Annotated in this window: 11 protein-coding genes; 2 read left to right on the top strand and 9 right to left on the bottom strand. The window is 71.4% G+C overall.

Translation table 11 applies throughout. The features are described from left to right. Positions 1-21: 21 nt before the first annotated feature. Both EAO73_RS21455 and EAO73_RS21450 read right to left on the bottom strand, forming a co-directional pair. Positions 22-1,659 carry a cation acetate symporter gene (locus EAO73_RS21455; protein ID WP_147973103.1) on the bottom strand — a complete coding sequence of 546 codons (1,638 nt, stop codon included), beginning with the start codon at positions 1,657-1,659 and terminating at the stop codon, positions 22-24. Beyond that, positions 1,656-2,021 (bottom strand): DUF485 domain-containing protein, encoded by a 366-nt coding sequence (locus tag EAO73_RS21450; RefSeq protein ID WP_147973102.1) that lies wholly within the window; start codon positions 2,019-2,021, stop codon positions 1,656-1,658. Before EAO73_RS21450 ends, EAO73_RS21455 begins: the two co-directional genes overlap by 4 nt. A 287-nt stretch (positions 2,022-2,308) precedes the next feature. On the opposite strand from EAO73_RS21450, the gene EAO73_RS21445 reads away from it, so the two are divergent. Beyond that, positions 2,309-3,844 (top strand): S8 family peptidase, encoded by a 1,536-nt coding sequence (locus EAO73_RS21445; RefSeq protein WP_147973101.1) that lies wholly within the window; start codon positions 2,309-2,311, stop codon positions 3,842-3,844. A 46-nt stretch (positions 3,845-3,890) separates the two neighbouring features. On the opposite strand, the gene EAO73_RS21440 is transcribed toward EAO73_RS21445, so the two are convergent. From EAO73_RS21440 to EAO73_RS21410, 7 genes are all read right to left on the bottom strand, one after another. Continuing rightward, positions 3,891-4,934, bottom strand: a complete 1,044-nt coding sequence (locus EAO73_RS21440; protein ID WP_147973100.1) for a zinc-dependent alcohol dehydrogenase family protein — start codon at positions 4,932-4,934, stop codon at positions 3,891-3,893. Between the two features lie 21 nt (positions 4,935-4,955). Next, a complete protein-coding gene (locus EAO73_RS21435) occupies positions 4,956-5,639 on the bottom strand; it encodes a lysoplasmalogenase (protein WP_147973099.1) in 684 nt (227 codons plus the stop codon). Next, complete coding sequence (locus EAO73_RS21430) at positions 5,636-6,538, bottom strand: sterol desaturase family protein (protein ID WP_147973098.1); 903 nt, start codon at positions 6,536-6,538, stop codon at positions 5,636-5,638. The genes EAO73_RS21435 and EAO73_RS21430 overlap by 4 nt, the downstream gene beginning before the upstream one ends. Positions 6,539-6,644: 106 nt before the next feature. Further along, positions 6,645-7,358: a VIT family protein gene (locus tag EAO73_RS21425; RefSeq protein WP_147973097.1), complete on the bottom strand. Its 714-nt coding sequence runs from the start codon at positions 7,356-7,358 to the stop codon at positions 6,645-6,647. A 61-nt stretch (positions 7,359-7,419) separates the two neighbouring features. Next, entirely contained in the window at positions 7,420-8,034 is a 615-nt protein-coding gene (locus tag EAO73_RS21420; RefSeq protein ID WP_147973096.1) for a hypothetical protein, read from the bottom strand. After that, entirely contained in the window at positions 8,031-8,357 is a 327-nt protein-coding gene (locus EAO73_RS21415; RefSeq protein ID WP_147973095.1) for a hypothetical protein, read from the bottom strand. Before EAO73_RS21415 ends, EAO73_RS21420 begins: the two co-directional genes overlap by 4 nt. Next, a complete protein-coding gene (locus tag EAO73_RS21410; protein ID WP_191134160.1) occupies positions 8,341-13,524 on the bottom strand; it encodes a caspase family protein in 5,184 nt (1,727 codons plus the stop codon). The genes EAO73_RS21415 and EAO73_RS21410 overlap by 17 nt, the downstream gene beginning before the upstream one ends. 146 nt (positions 13,525-13,670) lie before the next feature. Here EAO73_RS21410 and EAO73_RS21405 point away from each other — a divergent pair, with 146 nt between their 5' ends. Next, entirely contained in the window at positions 13,671-14,675 is a 1,005-nt protein-coding gene (locus tag EAO73_RS21405; RefSeq protein ID WP_147973093.1) for a DEDDh family exonuclease, read from the top strand. The last annotated feature ends 63 nt before the right edge of the window (positions 14,676-14,738 follow it).

Genomic DNA, 14,738 nt, shown 5'->3' with positions numbered 1-14,738 from the left:
ACGCGGCCCGGTACGCACCGCTCAGTGGGCGCCGATGCCGGTGAGGGACTTGACCTCCAGTTCGGCGTACTTGCCCTTGTCGGGCTCCTCCTTGGACAGGAGGGAGCCGATCCAGCCGAGCAGGAAGCCGAGCGGGATGGAGATCAGGCCGGGGTTCTCCAGCGGGAACCAGGCGAAGTCGACGCCCTTGAACATCGAGGTCTTCTCGTTGCCGGAGACGACCGGCGAGAACAGCACCAGGATCACGGAGGAGGCCAGGCCGCCGTAGATCGACCACAGCGCGCCCTGGGTGGTGAAGCGCTTCCAGAAGAGGCTGTAGAGGATCGTCGGCAGGTTGGCGGACGCGGCGACGGCGAAGGCCAGGGCGACGAGGCCTGCGACGTTCATGTCGCGGGCGAACGCGCCGAGGACGATGGCGGCGGCGCCGATGAAGACGGTGGCCCAGCGGGCGGCCTTCATCTCCTCCTTCTCGGTGGCCTTCCCCTTGCGGATGACGTTGGCGTAGATGTCGTGCGCGAAGGAGGACGAGGAGGCGAGGGTCAGTCCGGCGACGACGGCGAGGATGGTGGCGAAGGCGACCGCGGAGATGACGGCGAGCAGGACGGCGCCGCCGGTGGTGCCGACCCCGCCGAGGTATTCGGCAAGCTGCGGGGCGGCCGCGTTGCCGGCGGGGTTCTTCGCCTTGATCTCGTCGGGGCCGATGAGGGCGGCGGCGCCGAAGCCGAGGGCGATCGTCATCAGGTAGAAGGCGCCGATGATGCCGATGGCCCAGTTGACGGACTTACGGGCGGCCTTGGCGGTGGGCACCGTGTAGAAGCGGATCAGGATGTGCGGCAGTCCGGCGGTGCCGAGGACGAGGGCGATGCCGAGGGAGAGGAAGTCCAGCTTCGAGGTGCCGGTGGCGCCGTACTTGAGGCCGGGCTCCAGGAACGCGGAGCCGTGGCCGCTCTTCTCGGCGGCGGTGCCCAGCAGGTCGGAGACGTTGAAGTCGAACTTCCACAGCACCATGAGCGTCATCAGGATGGCGCCGGCGATGAGCAGCACGGCCTTGACCATCTGCACCCAGGTGGTGCCCTTCATGCCGCCGATGGTGACGTAGACGATCATCAGTACGCCGACCAGCGCAACGATGAGGATCTTTCCGGCGTCGCTGGTGATGCCGAGGAGCAGGGAGACCAGGACGCCCGCGCCCGCCATCTGCGCCAGCAGGTAGAAGATCGACACGATGATGGTGGAGACGCCGGCCGCGGTGCGGACCGGGCGCTGGCGCATCCGGTAGGCGAGGACGTCGCCCATGGTGTAGCGGCCGGAGTTGCGCAGCGGCTCGGCGACGAGCAGGAGCGCGACGAGCCAGGCGACGAGGAAGCCGATGGAGTAGAGGAAGCCGTCGTAGCCGAAGAGGGCGATGGCGCCGGCGATGCCGAGGAAGGACGCGGCGGACATGTAGTCGCCGGAGACCGCGAGACCGTTCTGGAAGGCGGTGAACTGGCGCCCGCCCGCGTAGAAGTCGGCGGCGCTGCGGGTCTGGCGGCCGGCCCAGACGGTGATCCCGAGGGTGGCGGCGACGAAGACCGCGAAGAGGGTGATGATCAGCGGCCGGTGCTCGGTGGCCGAGGCGGCGAGGGTGACGGCGTGCGGGGAGTGGTACGCGGCGCTCATACGTCGGCCTCCATACGGGACTTGATGGCCTCGGCCTTCGGGTCGAGCTTCGCGTTGGCGTGCCGCGAGTAGAACCAGGCGATGAGGAAGGTGGTGAGGAACTGGGCGAGGCCGAAGACGAAGGCCACGTTGATGTTGCTGAACACCTTGGTGCCCATGAAGCCGCCCGCGTAGTTGGAGAGCAGCACGTACAGCAGGTACCAGAGGACGAAGGCGATGGTCAGCGGGAAGGCGAACGAGCGGTAGGAGCGGCGCAGTTCGCCGAATTCCGCGCTGGCCTGCTCCGCGAGGAACGCCTCGGTCGTGGGCTGGGCAGGGCTCTTGTCCGTACTGCCCTCGGGCGGCGGTGCATCGGTAGCCACGGATTCTCCTCGCGACGCGGGTGCGGTGGTGGGGACGGTGGGTTTCACTGGGGGACCTCGTGATCGGGGGTGGTGGAGCGCTTCCCCTGACAACGGCACGCAACGCACGGCGAAGCGGTTCACTTCGGTTCGCGCCTTCTCCCGCTCACCCCTTCGGGGGGTTGGATGTGCACGTGTTCCCGCGAATCGATTGATGTGCCGGGTTGACCGGCGCTAGCTTCACTGGTCATGTACGCGACTGGACACACCCCGTGTCCGGTCACTGACACGGATGAAGTGGAGACCCCATGGCTCATCTGGGATCCAGACGGACGCGCGCACTGACGCTGCCCGTCGGATTGGCCCTCACCGCCTCGCTCGGCTTCCTGCCGGCGGGTGCCGCCTCCGCCGCCCCGGCGCACGGCGCGCCCCCGGCGGCGGTACCGGCGGACGGTCCGGAACTGTCGTACGTGGTCAACACGCAGGGCGGGACCGGCACCGTCAAGCAGGTGCGCACGGCGATAGAACGGGCCGGCGGCACGGTAGTGATCGCCTATGACCGGATCGGTGTCATCGTCGTCCACTCGAAGAACCCGGACTTCGCGAAGACGGTCCGCAAGGTCAGGGGCGTCCGGTCGGCGGGCGCCACGCGTACCAACCCGATCGTGCCGCAGGCCACCAAGGACATCGGGGTGGACCAGCCGCTGACCGCCGCGCAGCAGAAGGCCGCTGCTGCGGAGGCGACGGCGGACCAGGACCCGATGGAGCCGTTGCAGTGGGACCTGCCCGCCATCAAGGCGGACAAGGCCCACCAGAAGTCGCTGGGCAGCAGCAGGGTGACGGTCGCGGTCATCGACACCGGCGTCGACGACACCCACCCGGACCTCGCGCCGAACTTCGACCGCGCGGCCTCCGCCAACTGTGTGTCGGGCGCCCCGGACACCACGGACGGCGCCTGGCGCCCGAAGGCCGGCGAGAGCGACCACGGCACCCATGTCGCCGGCACCATCGCGGCGGCGAAGAACGGCATCGGCGTGACGGGCGTGGCGCCGGGCGTGAAGGTCTCCGGTATCAAGGTCGGCAACCCGGACGGCTTCTTCTACACCGAGGCCGTCGTCTGCGGCTTCGTCTGGGCCGCCGAGCACGGGGTCGACGTCACCAACAACAGCTATTACACCGATCCTTGGATGTACAACTGCAAGAACGACCCCGACCAGGGCGCCCTGGTCGAGGCCGTGTACCGGGCCACCCGGTACGCCGAGCTGAAGGGCGCGGTCAACGTCGCCGCCGCGGGCAACTCCGCCGAGGACCTGGCGGCGGACTCCATCGAGGACACGACCAGCCCGAACGACACCACCCCGGGCAGCCGGACCGTCGACCCGCGCCAGTGCCTGGACATCCCGACGATGCTGCCGGGGGTCGTGACGGTCTCGGCGACGGGCGCCAAGGGCCTGAAGGCCTCGTACTCGAACTACGGGAACGGCGTCATCGACGTGGCCGCGCCGGGCGGCGACTCGACGGTCTACCAGACGCCCGAGCCCCCGGCGACGAGCGGTCTGATCCTCTCGACGCTGCCGGGCGGCAAGTACGGCTACAAGGCCGGTACGTCGATGGCGTCCCCGCACGTCGCGGGCGTCGTGGCCCTGATCAAGTCGAAGCACCCCTACGCGCCGCCCGCCGCGGTCAAGGCGCTGCTGACGCTGGAGGCGGACGCGAAGGCGTGCGGCGCGCCGTACGACATCGACGGTGACGGCACGGTCGACGCGGTCTGCGAGGGCGGCAAGAACCGCAACGGCTTCTACGGGGCCGGTGTGGTCGACGCGCTGGACGCCGTGCGCTGGTGACGCCGGGGTCCGGGGGCCGGTACGACACGGCCCCCGGGCCGCCGGATCACGGCGTGATGAGGACCTTCAGCGCCGTGCGCTCGTCCATCGCCCGGTAACCGGCCGGTACGTCGTCGAGGCCGACGGACAGGTCGAAGACGGGCGAGGGGTCGATGGTGCCGTCCAGCACGTCGGGCAGCAGCTCCGGGATGTACGTGCGCACGGGGGCGACGCCGCCGCGCAGGGCGATGTTCCGGTCGAACATGTCGCCGAGGTCCAGCCCGGTGCCGCTGCCGTGCGGGACGCCGACGTAGCCGATCGCACCGCCGTCCCGGGTGATGCCGACGGCGGTGCGCATCGACTGCTCCGTGCCCACGGCCTCGATCACGCAGTGCGCGCCCTCGCCGCCGAGCAGTTCCCGTACGGCCGCGACCGCCGCGTCACCGCGCTCGGCGACGACGTCGGTGGCGCCGAAGTCCCGGGCGATGTCGGTGCGCGCCGTATGGCGGCCGAGCGCGATGATCCGCTCGGCGCCGAGCCGCTTGGCGGCCATCACTCCGCACAGCCCGACGGCCCCGTCCCCGACGACGGCGACGGTCGAACCGGCCCGCACCCCGGCGCCGACCGCCGCGTGGTGGCCGGTGCCGAGCACGTCGGACAGGGCCAGCAGCCCGGTGAGCAGCCGGTCGTCGGAGGCCGCGGCAGTGGGCAGGGCGACCAGCGTGCCGTCGGCGAAGGGGACCCGGACGGCCTCGCCCTGCCCGCCGTCGGAGCCCACCGAGCCCCAGAAGCCGCCCTGCGGGCAGGAGGTGGTCAGCCCCTCCGCGCAGTACGCGCAGGTGCCGTCGGACCAGACGAAGGGCGCGACGACCAGGTCCCCGACGGCGAACCCGCGCACCTCGGACCCGGCCTCCTCGACGATCCCGAGGAACTCGTGGCCGATGCGCTGGCCGGGCTGCCGGGCGGACTCACCGCGGTAGGCCCACAGGTCGCTGCCGCAGATGCAGGCCCGCAGGACCCGCAGCACCACGTCCGTGGGCTGCTGGATCACGGGGTCCGGGACCTCCTGCACGCGGATGTCGTGGGGGGCGTGGATGACGGTGGCGCGCATGCGTGGGGGTCCTTGCCGGTCTCAGATGCTGATACTCCTTTCACGGTACGCCCCCGCCCCGGCCTCCCCCGAAACCGGGGCGAGCGCGCCCAGGGTCAGCAGGAGCTGCGCGGCCGCATAGGTGAGCATCACCCAGAAGCCGGGGGCCGACAGCTGCGGCCAGTCGGCGATGCCGGTGGCGATGAGCGCGTCGGAGAGCAGGAAGAGGGCGCCGCCGGTGGCCGCGTACCGGCCGAGGACGCCGGCGCGGTACGCCATGGCGGTCAGCAGCAGGCTGTAGCCGGCCATCGGAATCCGCAGCCCCGCCGGCAGCCCGTCCCAGATCAGCGCGACGAAGACGACGAGCACGACGGCGTACACGATCCCGGGCAGCAGCGCCCCGCGCGCCCGGCCGAACAGCACCAGGTAGCAGACGTGCCCGGCGGCGAAGGAGGCCATCCCGACGAGGAACGCCGGATCGGAGTCGGCCAGCAGGAACACGTCGCCCGCCCAGCCGCACAGCAGCGCGGCGATCAGCAGCCGGGGCCCGCGCCGGGCGAGGGCGTACCCGGCGAGCAGCGGCATCAGCAGCGGCTTCGCGCCGAGGTGGAGCCACTCGGGGCCGGCGAGGACACCGACGAGGTCGACGGCGCACGCGACGAGGAAGGCGATGAGCAGCGGGCGCGCGTACCGCTCGCGCCCCTCGGGGACCGTGCCCTCGCTCATCCGGTGTGCTCCGGCGCGGGCGCGGCGACGGGTCCGGCGGGGGCGGGCACGGTACGGGACGCGGCCCCGGCCGGCTGCCAGCCCGGTCCGCGGAAGACCCGGCCGGCCCGCTCGCTCCAGCTGCCCGCCGCGCGGATGTCCCGGGCGATGGCGGCGTACTCGTGGGTGGCGACGCGCAGCGGGTTGTACGTGTGGATGTTCTTGGTGAGCCCGTACACCGGCCGCACCGTCTCCGAGGCGAACGAGCCGAACCAGCGGTCCCACACGATGAGGATGCCGCCGAAGTTGCGGTCGAGGTAGCCGCCCTGGGAGGCGTGGTGCACCCGGTGGTGGGAGGGCGTGTTGAGCACGTACTCGAAGGGCCGGGGCAGCCTGTCGATCCGTTCGGTGTGCACCCAGAACTGGTAGACCAGGTTGGCCGACGAGCAGAACGCGAGCGCCGCCGGGTGCACCCCGCACGCGATGAGCGGCAGATAGAACGGCCAGGACGTCAGCGAGGTCCAGGGCTGGCGCAGCGCGGTGGAGAGGTTGAACTTCTCACTGGAGTGGTGGACCACGTGGCAGGCCCACAGGATGCGGATGACGTGGTGGCCCCGGTGGGACCAGTAGTAGAAGAAGTCCTGCGCGAGCAGCATCAGCGGGATCGTCCACCACAGCACCGGCACACGCAGCGGCGTCAGCTCGTACACAGCGGTGTAGAGGGCGACGATGGGCACTTTCCACATCAGGTCGAAGACCAGACTGCCCAGCCCCATGGTGATGCTGGTGGCGGCGTCCTTCGCCTCGTACCCGGCGGCGTCCTCGTCGGGGTGGAAGTGGTGGAGCGCCATTTCCAGGACGGTGAGCAGGACGAAGGCCGGTATGGACCAGAGCACTACATCGGGCAGGTTCGTCGGCATGCCTGCACCGTAGAGCCGCGCCGGGCCGGGGGCCAGATGTTGTTACCAACAAGTATGCGAGACCTGTTGTCAGCAGAGTTTGGCGACTTCCGACAGCGTCCGGCTCCTACACCCCCGCCGCGCCCAGCAGGTGCCCCGCCGCGTACGTCACCGCCATGGCCACCGCTCCCCCGCCCATGTTGCGCAGCACCGCACGGCCCGCCGCCGCCTCGCCCAGGCGGGCGCTCCACCAGCCCGTCACGGCCAGCACCGCGAGGACGCTGAGCACGGTCACCGGGACCCGGACGGTGGACGGCGGCAGCACGATGGCCAGCAGGGGCAGCAGTGCGCCGACCGTGAAGGCGAGGAAGCTGGCGCCCGCCGCGTGCCAGGGGTTGGTGAGGTCGTCCGGGTCGATGCCCAGCTCGACCTCCGCGTGGGCGCGCAGCGCGTCGCGCTCGGTGAGCTGGACGGCGGCCTCGCGGGCGACCTCATGGCTCAGGCCCTTGCCCTCCAACAGGCCGGTCAGCTCGATGAGTTCGGCCTCCGGGGTCTCCTGGAGCTCGCGCCTCTCGGTGGCCAGCGCGGCCTTCTCCGAGTCGCGCTGGGTGGAGACCGAGACGTACTCGCCGGCCGCCATCGACAGCGACCCGGCGAGCAGCCCGGCCAGCCCGGCCGTCAGCAGGGCGCCCCGGTCACCGGTCGCCCCGGCGACCCCGACGACGAGCCCGGCGGTCGACACCACACCGTCGTTCGCACCGAGCACGGCGGCCCGCAGCCAGTTGAGCCGGGCGCCCAGGCCGGAGCCGTGGGGTTCGTCGTGCTCGGGCGGTCGCGTCATCCCGGGATGGTCTCATCCCCGGCGGCCCGGCCCGCGTCCGACACCGCCGACGGTGCCGTCCTCAGCACCGTGCCGCCGGAGCCAGCGAGCGGACGTCACGGGCCGGGACACGGCGCAGTGCCTTCTGGCCGCGCACCTTGAGGGTGACCGCTTCCCGGTCGCCGAGGACCAGTTCACCGCAGGTGGTGCCGGTGGCCGTGGAGACGACGACGAGCGGCCCGGCCGGTTTGGGCTCCGCCGCCTTCTGCGCCGGGACGATCCAGGTCACCGCGATGGCCGCGACGACCGCGGACAGGCCGACGACGGAGCAGCGGCGCGCCGAGGCCAGCACGTCCTGGATGCCTTCGACCTCGTCGAGGACGGCGGACAGCAGTTCGTCCCCGGTCAGCCAGGTGCCCTGACCGAGGCTCCCGTGCGCGGCACGCACCGCCAGCAGGGCGCCCCGCAGGAGCAGCAGGAAGGCCAGGACGAGCAGGCCGGCGGTGAGCAAGCGCCAGCCCGGGGTGAGGCCGGCAACACTCTCCGGCCCCTTGAGGACGAAGACGACTCCGACGAGCCCGGTCAGCGCGGTGAGGCCGTTGCGCCAGCCCTCGGCCTGCTTCCGTGCGGCGGTGAGCTGTTCGAGTTGCAGTTGCTGGCCGAGCTGGGCGAACCGCTTCCTGGTCAGGTCCGTCACGGCACCGGCACATCCCAGAAGGCACCGCAGCCGGATTCCGGGAACTCGGCGGGCCGGTCGGGATGCGGGTAGCCGCACTGGCAGTAGACCGCGATGTTCCCCGTCAGCTTCTCCGGGGTCCTGCGGCGGCCGAGCAGCCTGCCCTTGCCCTTGTACGGGCCGAGAACCCCGTACGACACCCGGAACACGCCGCTCGCGTGGCAGTTGGGACAGTCGCTCGTCACGACGTACCAGCGGCCGTCGGCCGAGCGCGTGACGGTCGGGGTGCCGACAGGGGCGAGCTGCTGTTCGCGGAACGCTTTCAGATCATGCGCGGGCGGCATCGGCCTTCCTCTCGTACGGCGCGTCGTCGTGGTACGAACGCGCGGGCGGGGTCGGTGCGGGGGTGTCGGGGTACGTCTCCGGGACGTCGAGGCCGAACACGCCCGCGTACAGGCGCAGCCGCTCCGCGACCCGGTCGGTGGTCCACTCCAGCTCCCGCGCGCCGACGGCGATCCGCTCGCCGGAGACCGGGCCGGCGAGCGCGGGAGCCCGGCCGGTGTACTCGTCGGTGAGCAGGATCAGATCCTGCCACAGTGGGATGTCGGAGAACTCCGGCCGTTCGACGAGGAGTTCGACGCCGAAGGGCCGGTAGAGGGCGAGCCGGTCCCATGCCCGGTCCATCGGCCAGCCGAAGCGGGCGGCGACCCGCAGGAGGTCGAGCGGACCGACGGGCCGGTCGCCCACCAGGTCGTCCTCGAACATCGCGGTGTCGTGCGGGGTGGGGCGCCACTGGGCCCATTCCGCGTCGGCCGTGTCGTCGCGGGGCTGCCAGGGGCTGCCGAGGGGGGCGAAGCGGCTGAGTTCCCTCACGCTGTCGCCGAGGGTGCCCTCCCTGTCGTAGGCGTGGCGCGACAGCTTTCGGGCATGACCGTCCGTCAGCCATCGGAATCCTTCCGGGGCCCACTCGCAGCTCACAGCCACGTCCGTCGGGCTGACGTATTCACCGGTCAGGCACTCGGGCAGGGGCTCCAGCAGGAACTCGGCGTCCAGCAGCACGGCCAGGTCGGTCAGCTTCGCGTACACCACGCCGAGAGGAAGGCCCCGTGCGGACGCCGCCACGACGGCGTAGGCGGAGTCCAGGCGCGTCGGGCCGCCGGGCGTCGTCACCCAGTCGATCCCCCAGGTCCATGGCATCAGAAGGGACATGTCCTCCTGAGGAACGGCGAGCCAGCGGTCGACGAGTCCGGGGGCCCGGGAGTCCAGGAGCCCGGATTCGGCCAAGCTGGTCAGCGCAGCGACGATGTCGGTGGTGTCGGCCTGAGACGTCCGGACCGCGACGGCCACCTCGGCGAGCGGCGCGAGATACGGAGTGTCCCGTGGATGAGCCTCATAGGGCTCATAGCGTTCCTGTGGCACGGCCGGGTCCGTCACCAGCACGGCTTCCAGCTTGGTGAAGGCGCGGTCCCGCAGACTGTCCAGGGCGGGAAGGGCCAGGTCCATCGAGGCGAACCAGGGAGCGAAGCGTTCGTACGTCTCGCTCAGCGTCAACGACGTGCGGGCGGCCGCTCCGACCCAGCTGCGCAAGGTGGGAGCATGCGTTCCACGCCAGAGGGTGCGCCCGAAAGCGGCTTCCACATCGGAGTACGACACGCGGTTGGCCCGGACCCGCAGAGTCGCCGCCATGTCACGGTCCTTCGACAGCCCGAGCCATTCATACCGGGCGACGACGTCCTCGAACTCCTGCTGGGACGGCAGGTCGTCCGTCTCTGCTTGTTCTCCCTCCTTGGCGAAGTCGGGGTGCAGCCGCAGTACGCGCAGCTCCCGCTGCGTCGCCGGCCGGTCCGCGGGCACCCGGTCGTAGTCGGCGTCCAGTGGTACCAGAGGGAAACCGGCCTCGGTGAATCGCCCCGCCCTTGCCACGGCCTCCCGCAGGTGGAGTCCTGGCTCGACCGAAAAGTGTTGCAGCAGCGTCACCACCTGAGAGAGCCACGAACTCTGCTCGTTCGCGTCCGTCTCCTGCGTCCATGTGTGGATCAACGAGTCGGAGAAAGGCTCGTGGTCGGTCAAAAGCGCGCCATCGACGGAATCGAGCGCGATCGCGTGCGCCACTTCGAGATCGGCGACGGCGGGGACACGGACTCCGCAGATGGCGTATCTACGGAGCCCCCGGAGCAGCCCGGCGAACGTGGCAGGCGCTTCTCCCGCCTGCGGCACCACGGACTCGGCCAGGCTGCCTCGCCCGTACTCCTCCGCGACGATCCGGCTCTCCCGTGGTAGAGGCCGCGGGTAGCCGGCCAACGACTCCGGAGCCGGCACGTCCATCCACCTGGCCTCCAAGGGAATACGAGCCGCTCGCAGGGCGGCCACGCGCCACGCCACCACGCCGGGCGCCATGCCATGAAGGCTTCCGTACCGGAAGGCGATGGAGTTCCGGCCGTCGTGGAGCACGAAGTCCATCGGCAGGCATCCGAGGTCTCTGAGGGAGATTCCGGCCGAGCTGTACCAGCTCGTTGTGCTGGCCACCGGCCGGCCCTCCGCGAGGAGCCTGGCCACCAGCGGTTGCGCGCCGCCGCGGTGGCTGTGCGCGAAACTCCAGAGCCACTCGACGGTGAACCATTCCGGCAGGACCATGCGCGCGGTCAGACGGCGCACATGGTCCGCAACCCATTGCGTGTCATACGTGAGGATCCTCGTTCTGCTGGTGTTCAGCTCCGGAGAGTGCGTCTCCCTGAGATCGACCACACACCCGAACATGGTTCCGTCGAGCGGATTTACCCTTGTTTGGAACGAGCCCCCTGAAGCCACCTCCTGTTCGCTCACCGGTGTCCAGATCCCGTCCACGAGGAGGCAGCCCCGCCCCGGAACCCACCACACGTCATGGTCCGCCCGCACCGGGCTCATGCGGTCGCCGTCGTAGTAGAGGACGTCCGGCTCCCACTCCTTCACCACCGCGTCGCCCTTCTCGACGCGCATCGCGAAGTCGCACCGCCACACGTACTTGGCCAGCTCGTCGGCGGCCTCGATCGCGTCGCCGTTCAGATAGAGCCGCACCCGTGTGCCGCCGCCCGGCTGGGAGGCGTCGCTCTCCTTGATACGGAAGAGGCTTCCGCTCGACGCGATGTCCACCCGCAGCCCACGGCCGGATTCGGGGCGCCCGAACTCGTCCGTGGCCCGGGTCCAGATGCTGATCTCGTCGGCCAGCATGAAGTAGCTGAACACCCCGATGCCGAAGCGGCTGTTCGCGAAGATCCGGAGGTCCTCGTCGACGGCCCGCCACCGTGCCTGCTCCCTGCGGTACTCCCGGGACTGCTCGAAGCGGCGCCCGGCCCTCGAGAACGTGCTGCGCAGTGCGGTCTGGCTCATCCCGACGCCGTTGTCCTCGCACTCGACATAGGCGCGGCCGTCCTCGTCCACTCCCTGCCGGAAGACGATCGCGCCGTCCCACTGCTGGCGCATGCCCTCCTTCAGCTCGCCGTAGCGGACCCGGGCGCCGCGGTAGCGGCAGGCGTCCAGGGCGTTCTGGTACAGCTCGCGCAGGGCCAGCGTGCGGTCCCCGTAGAGCTGGGAGCCCATGAGGAGTTCGCGCATCTCGTCCTCGGCCAGGCTGAACCGCATCAGCGGAAGTCCGTACGCCTCGCCGCGCCCGTCCGCGTTGTACCGGGGGCGCAGCTTGCGGCAGGTGACGCGTTCGGGGAGGTGGGCGAGGGGGCCGGCGGGCTCGGCCGGGGCGAGGTGCTGCTTGATGTGCTGGACGGCGTCGTCCGCCCACTCGGTCAGCTTTTCGAGGGCGGCGTGGACCGCCGGGTGCGGGCAGGGCAGGTCGAGGTCGATGCAGGTGCCGAGCCGGTCCCTGGACCAGCGCAGCTCCTGGACGCCGGTGACGGCCTGCGCGGGGACGAGCCCGTCGGTGACGCCGATGTTGTCCACCAGGACGCCCGGCATGTCCCTCAGGTCCCCGCCGAGCAGCCCCGCGAGCCCGAGGAGCCAGGACAGCTCCCTGGCCCGCCACCGCTCGACCGGTCCGGTGCGCGGGGCGATGTCCGAGAGGCGCTGCGATTCGTCGGCGGCCTCGCGCTCGCCCCCGTACGGCTGAGTGGGCGGGACGGCGGTCTGACGGCACACCCGGACCAGGCCGTCCAAGACCTCGGCAAGCCGGGCGGACTCCTCGTTTCCCAGCATCGCGGCGGCCAGCGGGCGCAGCAGGTTCGGCGCGTAGATGTCCCAGAGGTCCTCGCGCCCCAGGACGTGGCGGTGCATCAGCCAGGCGGCGACGGCACCGGCCTCCTCGGTGGCGCCGCGGCCGGCGAGTTCACGCCCCTTGCGCCAGATGAGCGGGTGGGCGGCGTACGTGTGCTCCAGGTCGATGCGGGCCGCGTCGGCGCCGAGTTCCCCGCTGGCCGGTTCGAGCCGCAGGGGCTGAGCGGCGGCCGCCTCCTTGACGCCCATCGCGTAGACGGCCTCGCGGACGAAGGGGGCGGCCATGAGGGCGGCGAACTCGCAGGGGTCCAGGAGCGGGCCGCCCTGGGTGACGGACGGGGCGAGGAGCGCGCGCAGTCCGGTCGTCAGCACACGTACGGGATAGCCGTCGTCGGCCCACGGGTCGCTGACCTCGCCCAGGGCGGAGGCACGCAGCCTGGCGCACTCCAGGACCAGCCTCTTCAGGGCGTCCTGGAGGTCGCGCCTGCGCGCGTCGTCGCACTGGACGGCGGCCCACAGCTCGGGGTCGCCGACGGCTACCGACCACTCCTCCTGGAGGGTCCGCCCGGCACAGAGTTCGACCCCGTTGATGGCGCCGGGCCCGCTGGGCGCGTACTGCGGGGCGGGCCGCTGTGCGTGCTGCGCGGCGCGGGCGAACTCCGTGGTCCTGCGGACGGTGTGGGCGATGACGTCGCCCACGGTGCGCGGGGAACTGTCGGAGGCGAGTGCCTCCGACAGCGCCCGGGTGAAGTGGCTGCCCTCCTGGTCGTCGGACCCGCAGGTCTGGCCGGCCGCGCAGCCGAAGAGGACGGCGACCCGGTCGCGCCAGGAGGGGAAGTTGGTCGCCGGGCCGCCGAAGGAGACGTCCGCGTCGGGGTGGGCGTCGCGGCAGGCGTCGACGGTGAGCAGGACGGTGCCGGCCCGGCAGCCCTTGAGCAGGGTCGTCAGATCGAGTCCGATCAGGCCGGCGGTGTCGACGTGCGGCGGGTCGGTCGACCAGTTGAGCTGGGCCTCGGAGGGGACGAGGTAGTCGGAGCCGTCCGCGGAGAGCCCGTGTCCGGTGAAGTGGATGAGGACGGTGCCGCCCTCGGGGGCGGTGCAGCAGACCCGGCTGATCGCGCTGATGATCCGGGACCGCAGCGCCGGGCGGTCGGCGGTGAGCCCCAGCGTCTCCACGGTGTACCCCGACGACCGCAGCGCGGTGTCCATCAACTCCGCGTCCTTGACCACCGCTTGGGTCAGGTCCGGGAAGTGGTCGCTCAGTTCGTACTGCGGCACCGCGATGATCAGTGCCTGCCTGCTCTCCCCCACGGCCTGTGCCGCCTCCCCCTCGTACCTGTCCGGTAGCGGATCAGCCTGCCACAGGCGGAGCCCGGGACGGACGGGTTGGGCGACCTCTGCGCGTACACCGCCGCCGCCACCGAATAGGGGACTGTCCGACACGGCCCGTATTCTCTGTGACCATGCTCGACGACCCGCAGACCGCAGCACCGTGGCCGGCCGCCTACCCGCAGGGGTACGCGGTCGTCGACGTGGAGACCACCGGGCTCGCCCGGGACGACCGGATAGTGTCCGCGGCCGTCTACCGGCTGGACGCGCGGGGCAACGTCGAGGACCACTGGTACACGCTGGTCAACCCGGAGCGCGATCCGGGGCCGGTCTGGATCCATGGGCTGACGAGTGACGTGCTGGAGGGGGCGCCGCTCTTTCCGGAGGTCGCGGCCGAGCTGTCCGAACGGCTCGCGGACCGGGTGCTCGTGGCGCACAACGCCGCGTTCGACTGGTCGATGCTGGCCCGGGAGTACGCGCGCGCCTCGGTGACCGCGCCGGTGCGGCAGCGGCTGTGCACCATCGCGCTCGCCAAGGAGCTGCGGCTGCCGCTGGCCAACCACAAGCTGGCGTCGCTGGCCGAGCACTTCGGCGTGGTCCAGCAGCGCGCGCACCACGCGCTGGACGACGCCCGGGTGCTGGCCGAGGCGTTCCGCCCGAGCCTGCACGCGGCGGCACGGGACGGGGTGCGGCTGCCGCTCCTGGAGTGCCGGCCGCTGACCGAGTGGTCGCACTCGCCGGTGACCCCGCGGACCGGCTCCTCCTCGTACGGGGGACACGGCACCTGGCGCGCCTCGCGGAAGCGGCCGGCCTGCCCGTATCCGAACCCGGGGCGGTACGACAAGGACAAACCACTCATGCAGGGCATGCGGGTGGCGTTCTCCGGGGACACCTCCATCGACCGCGAACTGCTGGAGGACCGGGCGGTGGAGGCGGGGCTGCACGTGGCGACCAGCGTCTCCCGGCTGACCAGCCTGCTCGTCACCAACGACCCGGACGCGGCGACGTCGAAGACGGTGAAGGCCAAGTCCTTCGGCACGCCGATCCTGGACGAGAGCGCCTTCACGCACCTCCTGCGGGACGTCGCCCCCGCTGTCGCGAAGGTGCCGGCACCGACGCCGTCATCGGAGTGAACCGGGGGCGACTCGCCGTCCGCCGTCCGCCCGGCGCCGCCCCCGCGTCCCACCCTGTGGCGC

It is taken from the genome of Streptomyces sp. col6, assembly GCF_008042035.1.
In the GTDB taxonomy this organism is placed as follows: domain Bacteria; phylum Actinomycetota; class Actinomycetes; order Streptomycetales; family Streptomycetaceae; genus Streptomyces.
Note: the sequence above shows the minus strand (reverse complement) of the source record. Positions and strands in the feature narration are given on the sequence as shown.